General features: G+C 44.0%; 20 protein-coding genes. 7 read left to right on the forward strand and 13 right to left on the reverse strand.

Annotation, left to right across the window (positions count from 1 at the left end):
• Positions 1-212: 212 nt before the first annotated feature.
• Entirely contained in the window at positions 213-2,279 is a 2,067-nt protein-coding gene (locus tag J2Y67_RS09050) for a transglycosylase domain-containing protein (RefSeq protein ID WP_310173056.1), read from the forward strand.
• A gap of 664 nt (positions 2,280-2,943) precedes the next feature.
• On the opposite strand, the gene J2Y67_RS09055 is transcribed toward J2Y67_RS09050, so the two are convergent.
• Positions 2,944-3,453 (reverse strand): YwhD family protein, encoded by a 510-nt coding sequence (locus J2Y67_RS09055; RefSeq protein ID WP_310173059.1) that lies wholly within the window; start codon positions 3,451-3,453, stop codon positions 2,944-2,946.
• A gap of 201 nt (positions 3,454-3,654) precedes the next feature.
• Entirely contained in the window at positions 3,655-4,299 is a 645-nt protein-coding gene (locus J2Y67_RS09060) for a site-2 protease family protein (protein WP_310173061.1), read from the reverse strand.
• A 157-nt stretch (positions 4,300-4,456) separates the two neighbouring features.
• Here J2Y67_RS09060 and J2Y67_RS09065 point away from each other — a divergent pair, with 157 nt between their 5' ends.
• On the forward strand, positions 4,457-4,648 hold the full coding sequence (locus J2Y67_RS09065) for a 2-hydroxymuconate tautomerase (RefSeq protein ID WP_396954062.1): 192 nt from the start codon (positions 4,457-4,459) through the stop codon (positions 4,646-4,648).
• A gap of 27 nt (positions 4,649-4,675) precedes the next feature.
• Here J2Y67_RS09065 and J2Y67_RS09070 read toward each other — a convergent pair whose 3' ends face one another.
• The 3 genes from J2Y67_RS09070 to J2Y67_RS09080 all read right to left on the reverse strand — a co-directional run bounded on the left by J2Y67_RS09070 (position 4,676) and on the right by J2Y67_RS09080 (position 6,877).
• Positions 4,676-5,185 carry a YwgA family protein gene (locus J2Y67_RS09070; protein WP_310173065.1) on the reverse strand — a complete coding sequence of 170 codons (510 nt, stop codon included), beginning with the start codon at positions 5,183-5,185 and terminating at the stop codon, positions 4,676-4,678.
• A 21-nt stretch (positions 5,186-5,206) separates the two neighbouring features.
• Positions 5,207-6,514, reverse strand: coding sequence for an HD domain-containing protein (locus J2Y67_RS09075; RefSeq protein ID WP_310173067.1), 1,308 nt, complete (start codon positions 6,512-6,514; stop codon positions 5,207-5,209).
• A 141-nt stretch (positions 6,515-6,655) separates the two neighbouring features.
• Complete coding sequence (locus J2Y67_RS09080; RefSeq protein WP_198310922.1) at positions 6,656-6,877, reverse strand: YuzB family protein; 222 nt, start codon at positions 6,875-6,877, stop codon at positions 6,656-6,658.
• Between the two features lie 291 nt (positions 6,878-7,168).
• Here J2Y67_RS09080 and J2Y67_RS09085 point away from each other — a divergent pair, with 291 nt between their 5' ends.
• Positions 7,169-7,903: an RsfA family transcriptional regulator gene (locus J2Y67_RS09085; protein ID WP_310173069.1), complete on the forward strand. Its 735-nt coding sequence runs from the start codon at positions 7,169-7,171 to the stop codon at positions 7,901-7,903.
• Positions 7,904-7,977: 74 nt separating this feature from the next.
• Here the strand turns inward: J2Y67_RS09085 and lipL are convergent, their stop codons facing one another.
• Both lipL and pta read right to left on the reverse strand, forming a co-directional pair.
• Positions 7,978-8,811, reverse strand: a complete 834-nt coding sequence (gene lipL / locus J2Y67_RS09090) for an octanoyl-[GcvH]:protein N-octanoyltransferase (protein WP_310173071.1) — start codon at positions 8,809-8,811, stop codon at positions 7,978-7,980.
• A gap of 290 nt (positions 8,812-9,101) precedes the next feature.
• Positions 9,102-10,073 carry a phosphate acetyltransferase gene (pta, locus tag J2Y67_RS09095; RefSeq protein WP_310173074.1) on the reverse strand — a complete coding sequence of 324 codons (972 nt, stop codon included), beginning with the start codon at positions 10,071-10,073 and terminating at the stop codon, positions 9,102-9,104.
• A gap of 245 nt (positions 10,074-10,318) precedes the next feature.
• Here pta and hemQ point away from each other — a divergent pair, with 245 nt between their 5' ends.
• Together hemQ and gerQ are read left to right on the forward strand one after the other, a co-directional pair.
• Complete coding sequence (gene hemQ / locus J2Y67_RS09100; protein ID WP_310173077.1) at positions 10,319-11,062, forward strand: hydrogen peroxide-dependent heme synthase; 744 nt, start codon at positions 10,319-10,321, stop codon at positions 11,060-11,062.
• A 225-nt stretch (positions 11,063-11,287) separates the two neighbouring features.
• Positions 11,288-11,749, forward strand: a complete 462-nt coding sequence (gene gerQ / locus J2Y67_RS09105) for a spore coat protein GerQ (RefSeq protein WP_310173080.1) — start codon at positions 11,288-11,290, stop codon at positions 11,747-11,749.
• Between the two features lie 142 nt (positions 11,750-11,891).
• Here gerQ and J2Y67_RS09110 read toward each other — a convergent pair whose 3' ends face one another.
• From J2Y67_RS09110 to mobA, 6 genes are all read right to left on the reverse strand, one after another.
• The gene (locus tag J2Y67_RS09110; protein WP_310173083.1) at positions 11,892-12,263 is read right to left on the reverse strand and encodes a DUF423 domain-containing protein; all 372 of its coding nucleotides are present in this window, start codon (positions 12,261-12,263) and stop codon (positions 11,892-11,894) included.
• A 51-nt stretch (positions 12,264-12,314) separates the two neighbouring features.
• The gene (locus tag J2Y67_RS09115; RefSeq protein WP_310173085.1) at positions 12,315-12,653 is read right to left on the reverse strand and encodes a YwdI family protein; all 339 of its coding nucleotides are present in this window, start codon (positions 12,651-12,653) and stop codon (positions 12,315-12,317) included.
• 88 nt (positions 12,654-12,741) lie between these two features.
• Positions 12,742-13,761, reverse strand: coding sequence for a thiazole biosynthesis adenylyltransferase ThiF (locus J2Y67_RS09120; protein ID WP_310173086.1), 1,020 nt, complete (start codon positions 13,759-13,761; stop codon positions 12,742-12,744).
• Positions 13,762-13,781: 20 nt separating this feature from the next.
• Entirely contained in the window at positions 13,782-14,015 is a 234-nt protein-coding gene (gene moaD, locus J2Y67_RS09125) for a molybdopterin converting factor subunit 1 (RefSeq protein WP_310173089.1), read from the reverse strand.
• Positions 14,008-14,472, reverse strand: coding sequence for a molybdenum cofactor biosynthesis protein MoaE (locus tag J2Y67_RS09130; RefSeq protein ID WP_310173092.1), 465 nt, complete (start codon positions 14,470-14,472; stop codon positions 14,008-14,010). The genes moaD and J2Y67_RS09130 overlap by 8 nt, the downstream gene beginning before the upstream one ends.
• Before the next feature lie 77 nt (positions 14,473-14,549).
• Positions 14,550-15,149 (reverse strand): molybdenum cofactor guanylyltransferase, encoded by a 600-nt coding sequence (mobA, locus tag J2Y67_RS09135; RefSeq protein ID WP_310173095.1) that lies wholly within the window; start codon positions 15,147-15,149, stop codon positions 14,550-14,552.
• A 505-nt stretch (positions 15,150-15,654) separates the two neighbouring features.
• Between mobA and J2Y67_RS09140 the strand changes: the two genes are divergently transcribed.
• Positions 15,655-16,002, forward strand: a complete 348-nt coding sequence (locus J2Y67_RS09140) for a YojF family protein (protein WP_310173097.1) — start codon at positions 15,655-15,657, stop codon at positions 16,000-16,002.
• 18 nt (positions 16,003-16,020) lie between these two features.
• Positions 16,021-16,692 (forward strand): bacillithiol biosynthesis deacetylase BshB2, encoded by a 672-nt coding sequence (gene bshB2, locus J2Y67_RS09145; protein ID WP_310173099.1) that lies wholly within the window; start codon positions 16,021-16,023, stop codon positions 16,690-16,692.
• The last annotated feature ends 131 nt before the right edge of the window (positions 16,693-16,823 follow it).

Genomic DNA, 16,823 nt, shown 5'->3' on the forward strand with positions numbered 1-16,823 from the left:
TACTTCTATTTTTATCCTACCCAAACACTTAAATTACAAACAAGAAAAAGTATAGAGGAATCTAGCAAAATTTCAAGAAAAATTTTCTTTTCTTAATGGGAAATGTTTAAAACACATCCATTTTTTTCATACTGTTACTATAAATATTTTTAGATAAAAGGTCTCGGAATGAATTCCAGGGACTAACGATGAATGCACAAGGGGTGAATAATATGGAAATCATGACGAATCACGGGTTTCGGAAAACAATTAAGTATTTGCGTGCGATTATTATCATCAGTTTGATCGGCATGGTTTGTATGCTCATTCTCTTTCTCGGCATTCTTGCCTATGCAAAAATTTTAGGAGCGCCACCGATAGCCGTTCCACAATCGACCCTGTTTTTTTCTGATGACGGGGCATTGATTGGCGAAAGTAACAGCGGCCAGAAACGCTACTGGGTATCCTTAAAGGATATTTCCCCCGATTTAGTGGATGCAACTGTATCGATTGAAGATAAAAATTTCTACCACCATCATGGCTTTGATATGAAGCGGATTGCCGGGGCAGTTGTTGCTGATATCCAGGCATTTGGAAAGGTCCAAGGGGCTAGTACGATCACCCAGCAATATGCCCGGAATCTTTTTCTCGAGCACGATAAAACCTGGTCCCGGAAACTGCTCGAAGCCTTTTATACGATCCGCCTGGAAATGAATTATTCGAAAAAGCAAATACTTGAAGGATATTTGAACACGATTTATTATGGCAACGGTGCTTACGGAGTTGAAGCAGCCAGTCAATTTTATTTTGGAAAAAAAGCTTCGGAGCTAACCCTTGCGGAAGCCGCGATGCTTGCAGGAATTCCAAAAGGACCCGGGTACTATTCTCCGCTCGTTTCGATGAAAAATGCGAAGCACCGCCAATCGATTATCCTAATGACAATGGTGAAAAACGGCTATATCAAGGAAAGCCAGGCAAAAGCAGCTGCCGGGAAATCGCTGGCCTTTGTAGCCGCACACCCGCACCAGCAAGTAAAGGTTGCTCCTTATTTTCAGGATGCAGTTAAAAATGCGTTGAAAAATCAATTACATTTAGATGACCGGACGATTGCCCTTGGAGGCTTAAAGGTTTACACGACCCTCAACCTGAAGCAGCAGGAGGCAGCCGAACAGCAGGTAAAAAGTGTAATTGCCAGCGGCTCAGAAATCCAAACAGCCCTCGTGGCGATGGATCCAAAAACAGGCGGCATAAAGGCGATGATCGGCGGACGCGACTATGAAAAAAGCCAGTATAACCGCGCCATCCAAGCGAAGCGGCAGCCTGGTTCAACGATTAAACCGATTCTTTATTACGCAGCGCTCAGCCATGGATTTACGCCATCATCGACGATGCGAAGCGAGTCTACGACCTTTCATTTTGATGACGGCTCTAATTATACGCCGCATAATTTTAACAATAAGTATGCCGACGGGGAAATCACGCTCGCCCAGGCACTTGCGTTATCCGATAATATTTTTGCCATTAAAACGCATTTATTTTTAGGAGAAGACACATTAATCAAAACAGCCAAAAAGTTTGGCATTTCAACTAAAATGGCGAAGGTGCCATCGCTTGCCCTAGGTACATCAGGGGTTCGTATCATTGATATGGCAGGTGCCTACAGCCTGTTTGCCAATGGCGGGAAAAAGGTTGAACCCACTTTAATTACGAGAGTTGAAGATTATAATGGGAATGTAATTTATGAAAAAGAGCAGGACAACAAGCAGGTGTTAGATCCTGCTAAAGCGTATGTCATGACGCAAATGCTTACGGGGATTTTCGATCCGAAGCTTAACGGCTATTCGAGTGTGACCGGAAGCACGGTAATCAAGGATCTGACCCGTCCCTATGCTGGTAAATCCGGCTCCACTGAAACAGACAGCTGGATGATTGGGTTCTCGCCGCAGCTCGTGACAGCGGTCTGGTCAGGCTATGATGAAAGTAAACCGATTGATTATGTGGCGGAAAAATCATACTCGAAAAATATTTGGGCGCAGTTTATGGAGGAAGCCCTAAAGAATAAGCCGGTTAAGGCCTTTAAGCCGCCGAAAGAGGGCGTCATTGGCGTCTATGTCAATCCGGAAAACGGAAAGCTTGCAACTAAGGACTGCCCGGTGCGGAGGTTCACATACTTTGTGAAAGGCACCGAGCCGACGGAATATTGTACTGAGCATTTAGAGCGTTCTGGATCGAACCCTTCGAAAAAGAACATGGAGCACAAGGACCCATGGTACAAACGAATCTTTAAATGGGCGAACTAGTTTTTGTTTTATAGACAGTTATACGGCGGCCGCTGAATTTTATGTCCATAAAATTCGTTTTTTATAGACACTTTTCAGGAGGACGCCGGATTTCTGTCCATAAAGCTTTCTTTTATAGACACTTCTCAGCCGGCTCACTGGACTTTTGTCTATAAACCCCTGTTTTATAGACACTTCTCAGCCGGCTTACTGGATTTTTGTCCATAAACCACTGTTTTATAGACACTTCTCAGTCGGCTCACTGGACTTTTGTCTATAAACCCCTGTTTTATAGACACTTCTCAGCCGGCTCACTGGATTTTTGTCTATAAACCCCTGTTTTATAGACACTTCTCAGCCGGTTCACTGGACTTTTGTCTATAAACCCCTGTTTTATAGACACTTCTGAGCCGGCTCACTGGACTTTTGTCCATAAACCCCTGTTTTATAGACACTTCTCAGCCGGCTTACTGGATTTTTGTCTATAAACCCCTGTTTTATAGACACTTCTCAGTTGGCTTACTGGATTTTTGTCCATAAAAACCAGGCTCAACTTTTTACAATCGAACCCAATGTGAAAAGCTCCGGATGCCTCCGGAGCTTTTCGTGTCCTGGTTTTACGTGTGTTCACACTGTCTATAAGTTTACTTTTTTTCCAGAAAAACTACAAGAGATTTACCAAAATTTACTCAAAAAGCAGTCCCTTTTTTAGCTCTTCCGTTGAATTATTCCACAAAACTTCATTGTGATTTTGCAAAAATTCAGCTAGCACTTTTTTCGACTTTTCATCCATATGGTCCACAATAATATGGCGTTTCAGCGATTTATCCATCCGGTTCACATGCTCCGGAAGCAATTTGTAGCCGCGGCGAATTTCCCGGTCTACCGTCATTTCACATGCCGTCACTCCGGCATAATAAGGACCTTTTTCATTTCGATCAATGGTTACCCATACAAGCCAGTACGGCTTTCCGTTTGGCACTTCAGCCTTATTCTGCAAGAATTTGATGCCCTTCTCAACCACGCTGCGGGCATGCATCGCACCGACATCAATCTCCGCCTCGCCGGCGTCAACATCAATGATCACCGGGGAAACATTATCAAGGCTTAGCGCCCCCTTGCCGTAGCCGCGGTGCCCGTCTGTCGGGTCATTTTTAATAATATTAAAACCAACCTTTTTCTTTTTTTCTTCCATGTATCAAACGTCCTCCACATCTTATCAGAATTTATATCATTCTACTTCGAGAATTGTCCAGCTCCAGCGCCCAGCGACTAGTGTACTTCACTCGCCTCCCTACGATAAGTCAACATCGAATCGACTTGAGCTTCGTGTTTCCTTTATCTCAGTCGACTCGCTCCAGTCCTGTCGTGCGCTAAACGGGCGCTTCCGCTTTTCCTAAAAAAATAATCCATAATAAAAATCATTTAGTCCGCTTAGCACGGATGGAATCACTCCATACATGAGCGGAGAAATCGTATAACGGTCCAGCGGAGTTATCACTAGGATTAAAAACATAAATGCACCGTACGATTCATATTGAGTCATTTTTGCCCGTACTCCATTTGGGGCCAAATCCTCTAAAATGCGGTAACCATCTAAAGGCGGAAACGGTAAAAGATTAAAAACAAACAAGACCACATTAAGCCTGACAAATAAGTCGAAAAACTCATAAAGTTGACTCGGAAAATTCATCCCGCTGCGTAACAACGCATACCAAATGATAAAGCCCAGCGAAGCTAAAACAAAATTACTGATCGGTCCGGCAACCGACACAAGAATCCCGGCAAGCCTTGGATTTTTAAAGAAAAAGCGGTTAACCGGCACAGGGCGTGCCCAGCCAAACCCGGCAATAAAAATCAAGATTGTTCCAATCGGGTCAAGATGCTGAAGGGGATTTAGCGTCAGCCGACCTTGATTTTTTGCCGTCATATCCCCAAACTTATAAGCCACATAGGCATGGGCAAACTCATGAAACGTAAAGGCAATCACCAACGTAATCGCTACATAAGGAATGTCCTTAAGTGAGTAAGCTAAACTCAAATTGGGTATCTCCTCTCCTTTTACCTCTGTCTATATAGTTCCATTCACTGTATTCATTTTCCTTTTAGTATACATGAAACCACCGTAAAAATGAAAAAAACAACCCGACCTTGAACTTTTTGCTTTTTTGTGAAAAACTACTATCAAAAGGAGGAATATACATATGCCAATTGTTACAGTTAAAATGCTTGAAGGCCGTTCTGACGAACAGAAACGTGCGCTGGTTGAAAAAGTTACCGAGGCAGTAAGCGAAACATCCGGGGCACCAAAGGAGAATATTTCCGTGATCATCGAGGAAATGTCTAAAAATCATTACGCTGTTGCTGGCGTCCGCGCAAGCGATAAATAAGCTCTGTAAAAAAAGCTAAGCATCTCATCACGAGAGCTTAGCTTTCTCTTCAAGTACCTCAATATATTGATACGCTTCCTCAATTTCCGCTTCTGTATAGCGCTGCTTGCTTTTTAAGGTGAAAACTTTATTTGCAACCTCTTCCTTTGGAAGATTATCAAAATATAAAACCGTTGAGACGAGCTCCAAAAATCTAGCATTTTGGCTGTTCATGTCCTCAAGGCAATCTTGCAAATAAGGCATCTCTACTTCATTTAAGCTGAGAAACTCGCGGCCGTTTTCCGTTAAGGTATACCGATACTGGAAGTACCCGCCCTTTTTCTCTTTCACCTCATTCAGAAATCCCATATTGCACAATTCCTCTACTCTCAAAGTCAGTTCCTCCGAATAGGGGCCATAAAAATGAAATTGAAACTTCTCATGGAATGGGAAAGACACTTTTTTCGCAATATAAATCATTTTTTGCAGCTTTTTTCTTCCGATGATTTCACCGGAAACCAAAACGGCCTTCATCAGCTTGGCGTGATCTTTTAACATCTTCACATCTCCTACTCCGAATCAATCGATCTCTATTTCTAAAAGGGCACGTATTTGTTGTTTAATCTCTTTTTTTGAAGAGCCATCAAAAAGAAAATCGGCTGGATAGTAGAGCTTGTGGTCCGTTCTTCTTTTACCGGAGATGGCATCGACAATCTCCGACTCTCTAGAAAGCTCACGTAATTCCCCGTTTTTCATTAATAGATGGATGGGAAGCCGCTCCTCTTCTTCGCCTGGGCGGTAAAAATCATAGGGCAAATCGGACGACGAGTCGACCACCAAATAATATTCTGGATCCAAATCCGCCTGTTTAAATAGCTCGTTAAGCTTCGCCAGCTTTTTGTATTCCTTGGCCGGATCAAATTCGGCATATTTAAACAGATTCCGGTTGACAAAGCGGCGGCAAAGGTCTTTTAAAATCGCATCCTCTTCCTCCTGCCAGATTTGAAAATAATATAAAATCACAGCCTCATCCAATTTTAAATAGTCTTCTAAAATGGCTTGATTATTAAAAAACGAATAAAAATGAACAGGCTTATTTTTAAACATATAGTTTTGCTCAAATAAATCCTTTGCCCGGTGGAGGATCTTGGATAAAAGAACCTCGGCACTCCGGGAGACAGGATGAAAGTAAACCTGCCAATACATTTGATAGCGGCTCATTATATAGTCTTCCACCGCATGCATTCCGCTCTTTTTGATGACGACCTGTTCTTCCCTTGGCCGCATCACGCGCAAAATCCGTTCCATATCAAATTGGCCATAGCTCACCCCGGTAAAATAGGCATCACGCTGCAGGTAATCCATCCGGTCAGCATCAATCTGGCTGGATATTAAACTCACAACCAGTTTTTTTTCAGAGGTTTTCGCTATCACTTCGGCTACCTTTTCAGGAAAATCGCTTCCTGCCTTTGATAGCACTTTATTTACCTCTGTATCTCCTAAAATAATCGCTCGGGTAAAATCTTCATGGTCGAAGTCGAACACTTTTTCAAAGGAATGGGAAAATGGGCCATGCCCTAAATCATGGAGGAGTGCGGCGCAAAGCGTTAACAAGCGGTCCCCGTCGTTCCATTCCGGACGTCCGGCAAAGACATCATCGATGATGCGGCGGACTATCTCATAAACTCCAAGAGAATGGTTAAAGCGGCTATGCTCTGCACCGTGAAAGGTTAAAAAGGTCGTTCCTAGCTGTTTAATTCGACGCAGGCGCTGAAATTCCTTCGTTCCGATTAAATCCCATATCACGCGGTCGCGGACATGAATATAGCGATGAACCGGATCTTTAAATACTTTTTCTTCACTCAGTTTTTCCGTCGAATAAGCCATTTGATTCCCTCTTCCTCTTGTCTTCTTTCTATTATAACTCCAATTTATGGTAAATCCATCCAAAATTCAGCAAAATACTCCAGTATTTTTCGACATTCCCATCGAAAAAGAAAAATCACCCAGGGACGTGATCAAAGGTGATTATTTCAACTTTTTATTAATTTTCTCCATTAATTCCTCTTCCGATAAGGCCGCAAGCGGGCGGTTATTCACGAACGCAAAGGTCTTTTTCCGGCCCGGTCCGCAGTACGATTGGCAGCCGATTTTAATCTCGGCATCCGGGTCAATCTCTTTCAAACGAGGGATTAATGTCTTTAAATTTACGGCCTGGCAATCATCACAAACACGAAATTCATTCGACATTTATTACAACCCTTTCTATTTTAAACAAAAGCTTTATATTAGTTTAGCCAACGATTAGCTGCAAAAAACCAGCTTTCTGTGGAAAAAAAATGACGTTTAACTCCATTGGTATTTTACAGTTTCTTGTTTTTGAATGCAAGGAGCTTTTCCTTAGTAAACTCTAAAAAAATCTACTATCCTTGCAACAATTTGGTATAAAGCTTGGAAATCTTGTCCATCCTATGACTAGAACTTTTAAAAACTCGTCTCAGGCGAGGTAAATTGTATTAAATTTTTAAGGGAGTTGAAAAAATGAAAGTTCGTCAAGATGCATGGACAGATGAAAATGATCTACTTTTGGCCGAAACGGTCCTTCGCCATGTTCGGGAAGGCAGTACCCAGTTGAACGCATTTGAAGAGGTTGGCGATAAACTAAATCGGACTTCTGCGGCCTGTGGCTTTAGATGGAATGCCGTCGTGCGCCACCGTTATGAAAAAGCCTTGCAATTATCGAAAAAACAACGAAAGCAGCGCCAGCGGGTTTTAGGAAAAGACCAGGGAGGCAAGAAAAAACTGCTTTACAATCCACCAGTAGTAGAAGAGCTTGTTACCATGGAGGTTCCGGTGGAGGCGGAAGAGTCGTTTGAACTGCCGGAATTGACAATGGAAATGGCGGTAGAATCTTATGCGTTGCCTGCGGTGCAAACAACTTACCGGACTGCACCGGTAGCGGCGTCAGGGTTGACCATTGATCATGTCATTGATTACTTGCAAAACTTTAATCATTCCAATCTTCAAAATGAAGCACTAAAAAGTGAGAATGAAAGATTAAAGCGTGAAATCGCTGAACTGAAACGCCAAAACGAGGAAATGTCGAAGAAAATTGAAGGTTTAGAGCAAAATACCGAAACGATACAAGAAGATTATGAGACCTTAATGAAAATTATGAACCGTGCCAGAAAACTAGTTCTTTTTGAAGAAGAAGAACGCCCAGCTACAAAATTCAAAATGGACCGAAACGGCAACCTCGAAAAAGTAGCGGAATAGAGAAATAGCAAAGGGAGAGGCTTTAGCATCCTCGTTATAAAGAAGCCGTAAATCGACTTAAGATTTACGGCTTTTTACATTTTTTCATTCCGATCGATGACCCGCTGGTAGTAGCCCGGGAAGAGCTCCAGTTCATAGTCATTTAACTGCCCGGCATACAAGAAGTCGCTGTTCCGCTTTAACTCCTTTAACAGCCGCATCATCACATCCGCAATCGTGAAATTCTGATTCAGCAATTCCGAGAGAGAAGCCATGACCTCTGGAACAATCTCAGGATAGGAAAAACGCGTCTCCTCACCGCCACGGGCAATCTCGTAAAATTGTTTAATGAGTTCAGCCCGCTTGCTGCCGCTGCCATTGACACAAAGGTAAATTTGCACCGCAACCCCCTTTTTTAAACGGCGCTGCGAGATACCGGCAAACTTTTTTCCATCAATGCTTAAATCATAGCTGCCGGGACAATAGGAACCCACGATTTCCCTTGCTTCAATCGGCCGATCCGCGAAATCAGCAAACATTTGTTGAATAAGGTGCCACATCGTATCATAGCCGCGATTGATATCAATCCCTTTTTCCGTTTCCGGCAGAATCAATGAGATATTTAAAACTCCTTCATCGAGGACAACCGCTAAACCGCCTGAATTTCTGACGATCGATTGATAGCCTTGCTGTTCAAGGAATTCCCTGCCCTTTTCTAAAAATGGCAGCCTCGTATCCTGAATTCCAAGCACGATGGTATGATGATGAACCCATGTCCGGGCGGTTGCCGGTGCATGGCCCGTCCCAACGGAAGCACACAGGGTATCATCTGTACCAAACGACTGCAATGGATGAAAATGGATGCCGACTGCTGACTGATCAATGACTCGCCACTCAGACTGGCGCAGTAAATGGAGTGATTTTTCCATTAGCGACACTCCTTTTTATTTAAAAATCCTTGTTTATTATACCAAAATGATTGGTCGATTAGCCATTTGAGAAGGTTATCAACACTTTTTTAACGGATATCGACAGATTTTAAGAAGATATCGACACTTTTCTACGGAATATCAACACAAATTTAATAGATATCAACATATTTTAAAAGGATATCAACACTTTTTTCAAGGATATCGACAATTCCCAATATATCTACAAATTTCACCCCCGCAGCATTAAAAAAGCCAGCCCCCTAAAGGACCAGCTCCGCACAAACCAATTACAATCCCTGCCCCGCCGTGATCAGCGCCAGCTTATAAACATCTTCTTCATTACAGCCGCGGGACAAATCATTCACCGGTTGATTCAACCCTTGTAAAATCGGTCCAACCGCTTCAAAGCCGCCTAAGCGCTGCGCAATTTTATAACCGATATTTCCTGCTTCAAGGCTTGGGAAAATAAACACATTCGCATCTCCCTGCAGCACAGATCCTGGCGCTTTGCTTTTAGCCACAGATGGCACAAATGCCGCATCAAACTGGAACTCACCATCCAAAACAAGCGATGGCTCACGGCGTTTTGCTTCCTCGACAGCGGCCACAACCCGTTCTGTCTCTTCAGACTTCGCCGAACCCTTCGTCGAAAAGCTCAACATTGCCACACGCGGATCGATATCAAACATTGCCGCTGTTTTTGCACTTTCAATCGCAATTTCTGCTAAATCCTGGCTGTCCGGCGCAATATTGATAGCACAGTCCGCGAATACATATTTCTCGTCGCCGCGGACCATAATGAACACGCCGGACGTCTTTTTAATGCCTTCTTTTGTTTTAATAATCTGCAGCGCAGGGCGCACCGTATCAGCCGTAGAGTGTGCCGCACCGCTAACAAGACCGTTCGCTTTATTTAAATACACAAGCATCGTGCCAAAGTAATTTTCGTCCAATAAAATCTTGCGGGCATCTTCTTCCGTTGCTTTGCCTTTACGACGGTCCACAAACGCCGAAACAAGCTCGTCCATTCCTGCATAAGACGCAGGATCATAAATTTCCGCCGCATCCAATGAAACTCCAAGCTCTTCCGCCTTCGCTTGAACCTGGTCAATATTCCCGATTAAAATCGGTGTCACTAATTTTTCCGACGCAAGGCGACCGCAAGCGCGAATAATCCGCTCATCCAACCCTTCCGGAAACACAATCTTTAAATCCCGGCCGGCAACTTTTTGCTTTAACCCTTCAAATAAATCACTCACGAAAAATCCTCCCTTAATCATCTACCTTCTATTAGCATACAAAACCAAAATGAAAATTCAAGGACTACCCTCATAGAGAACGCTTTCACAGCAAATGTTTTTGTTTTCAAAACAATCTAATTTTTAGCATTTACCTTTTTTTATAAAAATATCCATTTATGTCGCTTATGAAGTGTTTTATTCAAGCCCTTTGGTCAAACTATGATATAGTATAGATTGTTGAAATTGATGAAGGAGTGATATGAATGAGTGAAGCAGCACAAACGCTTGATGGCTGGTATTGCCTGCATGATTTCCGTACAGTCGATTGGACAACATGGAAAATGCTCTCCAGCGATGAACGCCAAGCAGCTATCCACGAGTTTTTAAGTCTAGTTGAAAAGTGGAACACCACCCAGGAACGCAATGAAGGCAGCCACGCCTTATATACAATCGTTGGTCAAAAGGCTGATTTTATGATGATGATCCTGCGTCCAACAATGGAAGAGCTAAATGAATTTGAAAACGAATTCAACAAAACAAAATTAGCCGAATTCACAGTTCCGGCTCATTCCTATGTATCCGTTGTTGAGCTCAGCAACTATTTGCCGCAGGGGGAAGATCCATACCAAAACCCGCAAATCTTAGCCCGCCTTTATCCAAAATTGCCTAAAGCGAAGCATGTTTGCTTCTATCCAATGGATAAGCGCCGCCAAGGCAATGACAACTGGTACATGCTTCCGATGGAGGAGCGCAAAAATTTAATGCGCAGCCATGGAATGATCGGCCGTACATATGCAGGCAAAGTAAAGCAAATCATTACCGGATCCGTGGGCTTTGACGATTACGAATGGGGCGTAACCCTGTTTGCTGATGATGTTCTGCAATTTAAAAAGCTTATATACGAAATGCGCTTTGATGAAGTCAGCGCCCGCTATGGTGAGTTCGGAGCCTTCTTCGTCGGTAATATCCTTGAAGAAGAACGCGTCTCCAGCTTCCTGCACGTATAAGCAAAAAAAGTCCTCAGGCACTGAGGACTTTTTTTAAATGAAAGCAAGTCATATTTTTTCTCCCCCTCACATACTTATTAAACAGCGAGTCTAGAAAAACTCTATCCATCTCGTAAAGAGAGGTGACAATAAAAATTGCACCTGCCCCATTGGAACCAAATGGGGGTGAGTGGAGTATGAATAGAATGTTGGGCCTAGAGTCATTTATATTTAGGAGGGGAAACAATGAGTCAATACTATCCACAAGGGTTTCAGCCCTACACAGGAGCAGCCGGACAACAGGGAGCACAGCCGCAGCAGGCCTACTACCCGCAAACAGGCGTTCCATCATTTCCGCCGGTCAGTCCCAGTGCACCCTTAACAACCACTCCCGGTGCAGCCGGACCAAAACTGCCCGGCCAGCTGCCAATTGAACAATCCTACATCGAAAACATTTTACGACTAAACAAGGGCAAACTCGTCACGGTATTTGCTACCTTCGAAGGCAACAGCCAATGGAATGCCAAAGCCTTCAAAGGCATTATCGAGGCCGCAGGGCGGGATCATGTTATCCTCAGTGACCCGCAATCAGGCACTCGCTACCTCATTCCAATGGTAGCCGTTGACTACATTACCTTCAGTGAGGAAATTGAATATGAATATCCATTCGGAAGTGCGCCAAGCCTAGGCACCTACCCGCCGAGATAAATCTAAACAACACCAATTGATCCTCAATTGGTGTTTTCTTTTTTTTGAAAAAGGTCGCCAGCTAAGTTTTCGTGCAAGATCAGCGCTTATACTAGTCTTCCGCACAAAAAAAGGCATTGGAGTCCGCCCCCAATGCCTTTTCTTATAAATGTTTTACCGCCCCGACCACGACCAGAATCCAAGCAGCTAAAAAACAAACGCCGCCGATCGGCGTGATTGCACCTAAAATACCAATCTTCGTTACACTTAACACATACAAGCTGCCGCTGAAGAAGATGATGCCAATCAGCATCAGCCATCCTGACCAAGTAAATAACGAACTATCCGCCACCTTCGCAAGCAGAAGGCCGACAACCAAAATTCCAATCGCATGAAACATTTGATACGTAACGCCCGTTTTCCAAATATCTAAATAATGCGCGTCGAGCTTATCCTTTAATCCGTGAGCTCCAAAAGCCCCCAGCGCCACGGCTAAAAAGGCATTAATCGCCCCCACAATGATGAAAGCCTTCATTCCCATATCCCTCATTTTTTTTTCAAGCTTGTTATAATTGACGCCAAATACCTAAAAATCAAACAGTGAATCACCGTTCGCATCATCACCCAAATCCAGTTTCTTTGGCTGATTAATGGCGGGCAGCTGTTGAAACACAGGCTGTTGAAAAGCAGGCTGCACCACCATCGGCTGCTTCTCAACAGGCGGATTAACTACAGTTGCCTGCGCCGGCATTTCGCCTTTTTCATCCAAGATGAGTTCGCATAATATTTTAATAGAGTAAACTCGTTCCCGCAAGCTTTCTCCCTTGGTACTCCGTTTTGCAGATTGCAACTCCTCTTCTATTTTCGTTAATAGCTTTTGAACAGAAATATTCAAAGGTCCTAACACCTCCCATTTTTCTAGCATTTCACGACAAATTCCTCCATGTTCCACGTGAAACATGTAAGATTTTGCCATCTGCAAAAAAGAGACTGTAAAGTTCAGTCTCCCTCTCCTACCCTAAAATCCGCTGATAGATGGATTTTGCATGCATCAAATCCTTCGTACCGTGAATAAGTGCACGTCCGTCCTTAAATACCACCATACGCTCTTCCCCAATTTCAACCGATAGTAAATAAGGATTCCCATTTACCGCATATCCCAATGCACGGAGCTGAGATGCTAATTTTTCAAGCGAAAGCTCTCCAAGGCTTGCTGGACGGATTTGCACCGTATCCCTGCCGCAAAGCACGGTTGTTTTCGTCGTATTTTCCTGATCCAGATAAGGATAGGTCGGACTCTCACCGCAGGACAAGCAGCCGGTGAATTTCGCTTTCGACATTTTCATGCTGGTGTATTGATTTCGCCACAAATCAAAGCTGACAAACGACTCCCTGACTGCCTCCCAATCCTCGACAAGAATTTTTAAGGCCTCTGCGGTTTGATGGGCAATCACCATCTGCACCGCCGGCGAGATAATCCCGCCTGTATCGCAAGTCATTCCCTGAAGCGGAATCGTTCGTAGCAAGCAATTCAAGCACGGCGTTTTTCCGGGAAGGATCGAAAAACTCATCCCGAAGCTGCCGACGCAGGCGCCGTAAATCCATGGAACCTTGTATTTTTGCGAAACATCATTGATGATCATGCGGATTTCAAAATTATCCGTTGCATCGATGATGAGGTCGACCGCACGGGCTGATTCTTCGAGCCATTCGGCGGTTGCTTCTCCAATTACAGAGACAATCTCAACATCGGAGTTAATTGCTTTTAAGCGTTTTTCTGCCGCTGCCGCCTTGGGCAGCTTTTCCGCCACATCTTCTTCCGTATAGAGCTGCTGCCGCTGCAGATTGCTTGCCTCGACATAATCGCGGTCAATGATGGTCAGTTTGCCGACACCGGCCCGCACCAAGATTTCAGCATTCCCCGAGCCAAGCGCCCCGGCGCCAATCATCAGCACATGCTTACGGCGAATCTTCTCCTGACCAACTTGTCCGATTCCCGGAAAGAGGATCTGCCGCGAATAACGATCATTCATTTGTAAACCCCTTCCCCAAATCAACCGCCACTCACAGGTGGTATAAAGGCAATCACGTCACCGTCATTGATGACCTCGTCATTGGCCGCAAATTCCTCATTTATTGCTGTCATCACTGTTTCCATTTTCGGCAAGTTGTAAATCGCAGTAAGATCAATCTTCAAATCGGAGACCGTTTTTCCAGCCGCGTTTAATGTTATTGATTCTTCCCCCACCGCATCACGTAAATGGGCAAAAAACAGCACCTTATTCATGCAAATCTTCCTCCTCCGGTTTTCCTGATGGGTATGCAACGGTTTCAAGTTGATTTCCCATCCATTCCACTCCATCTGACCAATGTTCTTTTTTCCAAATTGGAACAATCTCTTTAATTCGTTCAATGGCATAGCGATTCGCCTCATAGGCATCAGCGCGGTGCGGCGTTGAAATGGCAATAACGACCGCGACATCGGTAATATCAAGCTTGCCAACGCGGTGCGTGATGGCTGCCTTTGAGCCTTCCCAGCGCTGTTCTATTTCCCGGCCAATCTGTTCCAATTTTTTTACAGCCATCGCCTCATAGGCTTCATATATAAGGAACAAGGTTTTTTTCCCTTTGGTCAATTCTCGAACTGTTCCAATAAAAGTGGTAATCGCCCCGGCTTCACGCTGGACCACCTTATCAATCACCGCTTGAATTTGAATCGGTTCCTTAGAAATTTCATAGTTCATTCTTATCGCCTCTTTTTGCGTCACATTTTAACGTTATTATATTGCCCTGAGTCAACCATGGCAAATAATCTTAATTGTCAGTCACCTTGTTCTGCCCACTTTTTTGCCTTTTCGTATTCATCCAGGTAGTTCATATTGAAAAAACTACGCTCAAGTATCGATCTGCTGTACCCCGGGAGGTCCTCTGGCGTCAAGTACAGGACATGAAGGTCATCGAGAAGCTGTGTCATACGGAGGTTTCCTTTTTCAATACTCTCCTCCACTACTGGTAAAATACGTCTGTGATAAGCAGCGAATAAAGGCTGTTTCTTTCCATCAATGATAGGGATGACCGCATCGCTGCCGTCGACTTTTGCTGTTATTTTTTTTGCAAGCACGCCGGAAACAAACGGCATATCGCAGGCCACAACAATGTTCACTTCATGGTTTGATGCACGCAGACCCGCATGCAGACCCGCTATCGGGCCCAAACCAGGAAATTGGTCGGAAACCATTTTAACTCCTAAAAACCGATATTCATCAGGATGATTGGTCACGAGGATAATCTCGGCAAAATAACCCTTTAATTCCTCCGCCAATCTTTCGATATTGGTTTTTTCGTTTATTTTTAAAAGGGCTTTATTTGTGCCCATCCGGCTTGATTTACCGCCGGATAAAATAATTGCTGCCGCCTTCATCGCTGCACCCCATAAATATTTGTTTTACCCATTTTAATACACTTGTGCCCTATTTGACAGCAGGAAGAGATTTCCTCAGGCAACCTTAGCAAAATTCTACTGAAAAATACTATATTTCTCCAAATGATTTATAATAATTAAAAAGCGAATGGCTGAGCCATTCGCTTTTTAATTTTGTGCGAGTTGCTATATTCGGGTTCAATCTACTATCGCTAGTTGCAGCTATTTTTACGCTAGTTAGCTCACCCTAACCGCTAGTTGCGGCTCTCTTTCCGCTAGTTGGCGCTCTCTAATCGCTAGTTGGCACACTTTCCGCTAGTTGCAGCTCCCTTTTCGCCAGTTGCACCACTTTTTGCGCTAGTTAACCCCCCCACCCCAAGCCTGTGCACTTTTTCAAGCTTTCCCTTCGCTTTTTTCAACTGATTTTAGTATGATAGTTACATTATTAATTACAATACAAAAGCAGAGATCATACACCTAATGAACGGGAAAGGAGCCACAGGTTATGGAACTTATTGATATTGCCAAAGTCCAGGAAGCGATCAACCACTTTGCCCATAAAGATGTCTATCTTCACCTTGAAACCACCAATGGTGCCTATGCTTCGCACTTTGATCAATCATTTTTTTCTGCGGGTGCCTTTATCCGCAACGCCCTTGTTCAATATGAACTAGGGAAAATTACCGGAAACGGTCCTTATCGAATTGGGTTAAAGATCAACCTTGGCTGGGTCTATGCTGAAGGACTCACCCATTTTGAAATCGATGAGCAAAACCGCCTGCTGCTTGCCGGCCACGACAGCAAAGGAAAGCTTGCCGTTGCCCTGGAGATCAGCACCACTCCATTTGAATAAGGAAAGGAGAAAACCGTAATGGAAAAAGAACGTCAAGTTTTAGTCGTTTTTCCGCACCCGGATGACGAAGCATTTGGGGTATCCGGCACCATTGCCACCCATGTCGAAAATGGAACCCCTGTCACCTATGCCTGTTTAACATTGGGTGAGATGGGACGCAACATGGGGAATCCCCTTTTTACAAACAGAGAAAACCTTCCAAAAATCAGAAAAGAAGAGTTAAAAAACGCAGCAAACGCCCTTGGTATACAGGATTTACGGATGCTTGGGTTCCGCGATAAAACCGTTGAATTTGAAGATGAAGAAAAGCTGACAAATGTGATTTCTTCCCTAATTGATGAATTGAACCCATCACTCATTATCACTTTTTATCCTGGATATTCCGTCCATCCCGACCATGAGGCGACCGGTGCGGCGGTCGTTCGGGCTGTCGAAAGAATTCCCGCTGCCGCACGGCCGAAATTACATTGCGTGGCCTTTTCAAATAATTGCCTAGAAGAACTTGGCGAACCTGATATTATCAACAATATTTCCGCCGTTGCCGACAAAAAGCTGGCAGCCATGAAGGCGCACCGCTCACAAACCGAGCAAATGCTTGGCGATATGACGGAAAAACTTAAAAACCAAGACCCGCAAGCCCTGGCTTGGATCAATAACGAACGCTTTTGGACGTATAAATTTGCAAAATAGAGACTGCCCCTAGCAATTTGGGGCAGTTTTTTTAATAAATCTCAGCCAATCTACATTTTATCTGCGGAAAAGGAACCTTTATCTGCGTTCCGGACGGATTTATCTGCGCAAAAGCGGTTTTTATCTGCGAG

It is taken from the genome of Neobacillus niacini (genome assembly GCF_031456445.1).
GTDB lineage: Bacteria > Bacillota > Bacilli > Bacillales > Cytobacillaceae > Neobacillus > Neobacillus niacini_I.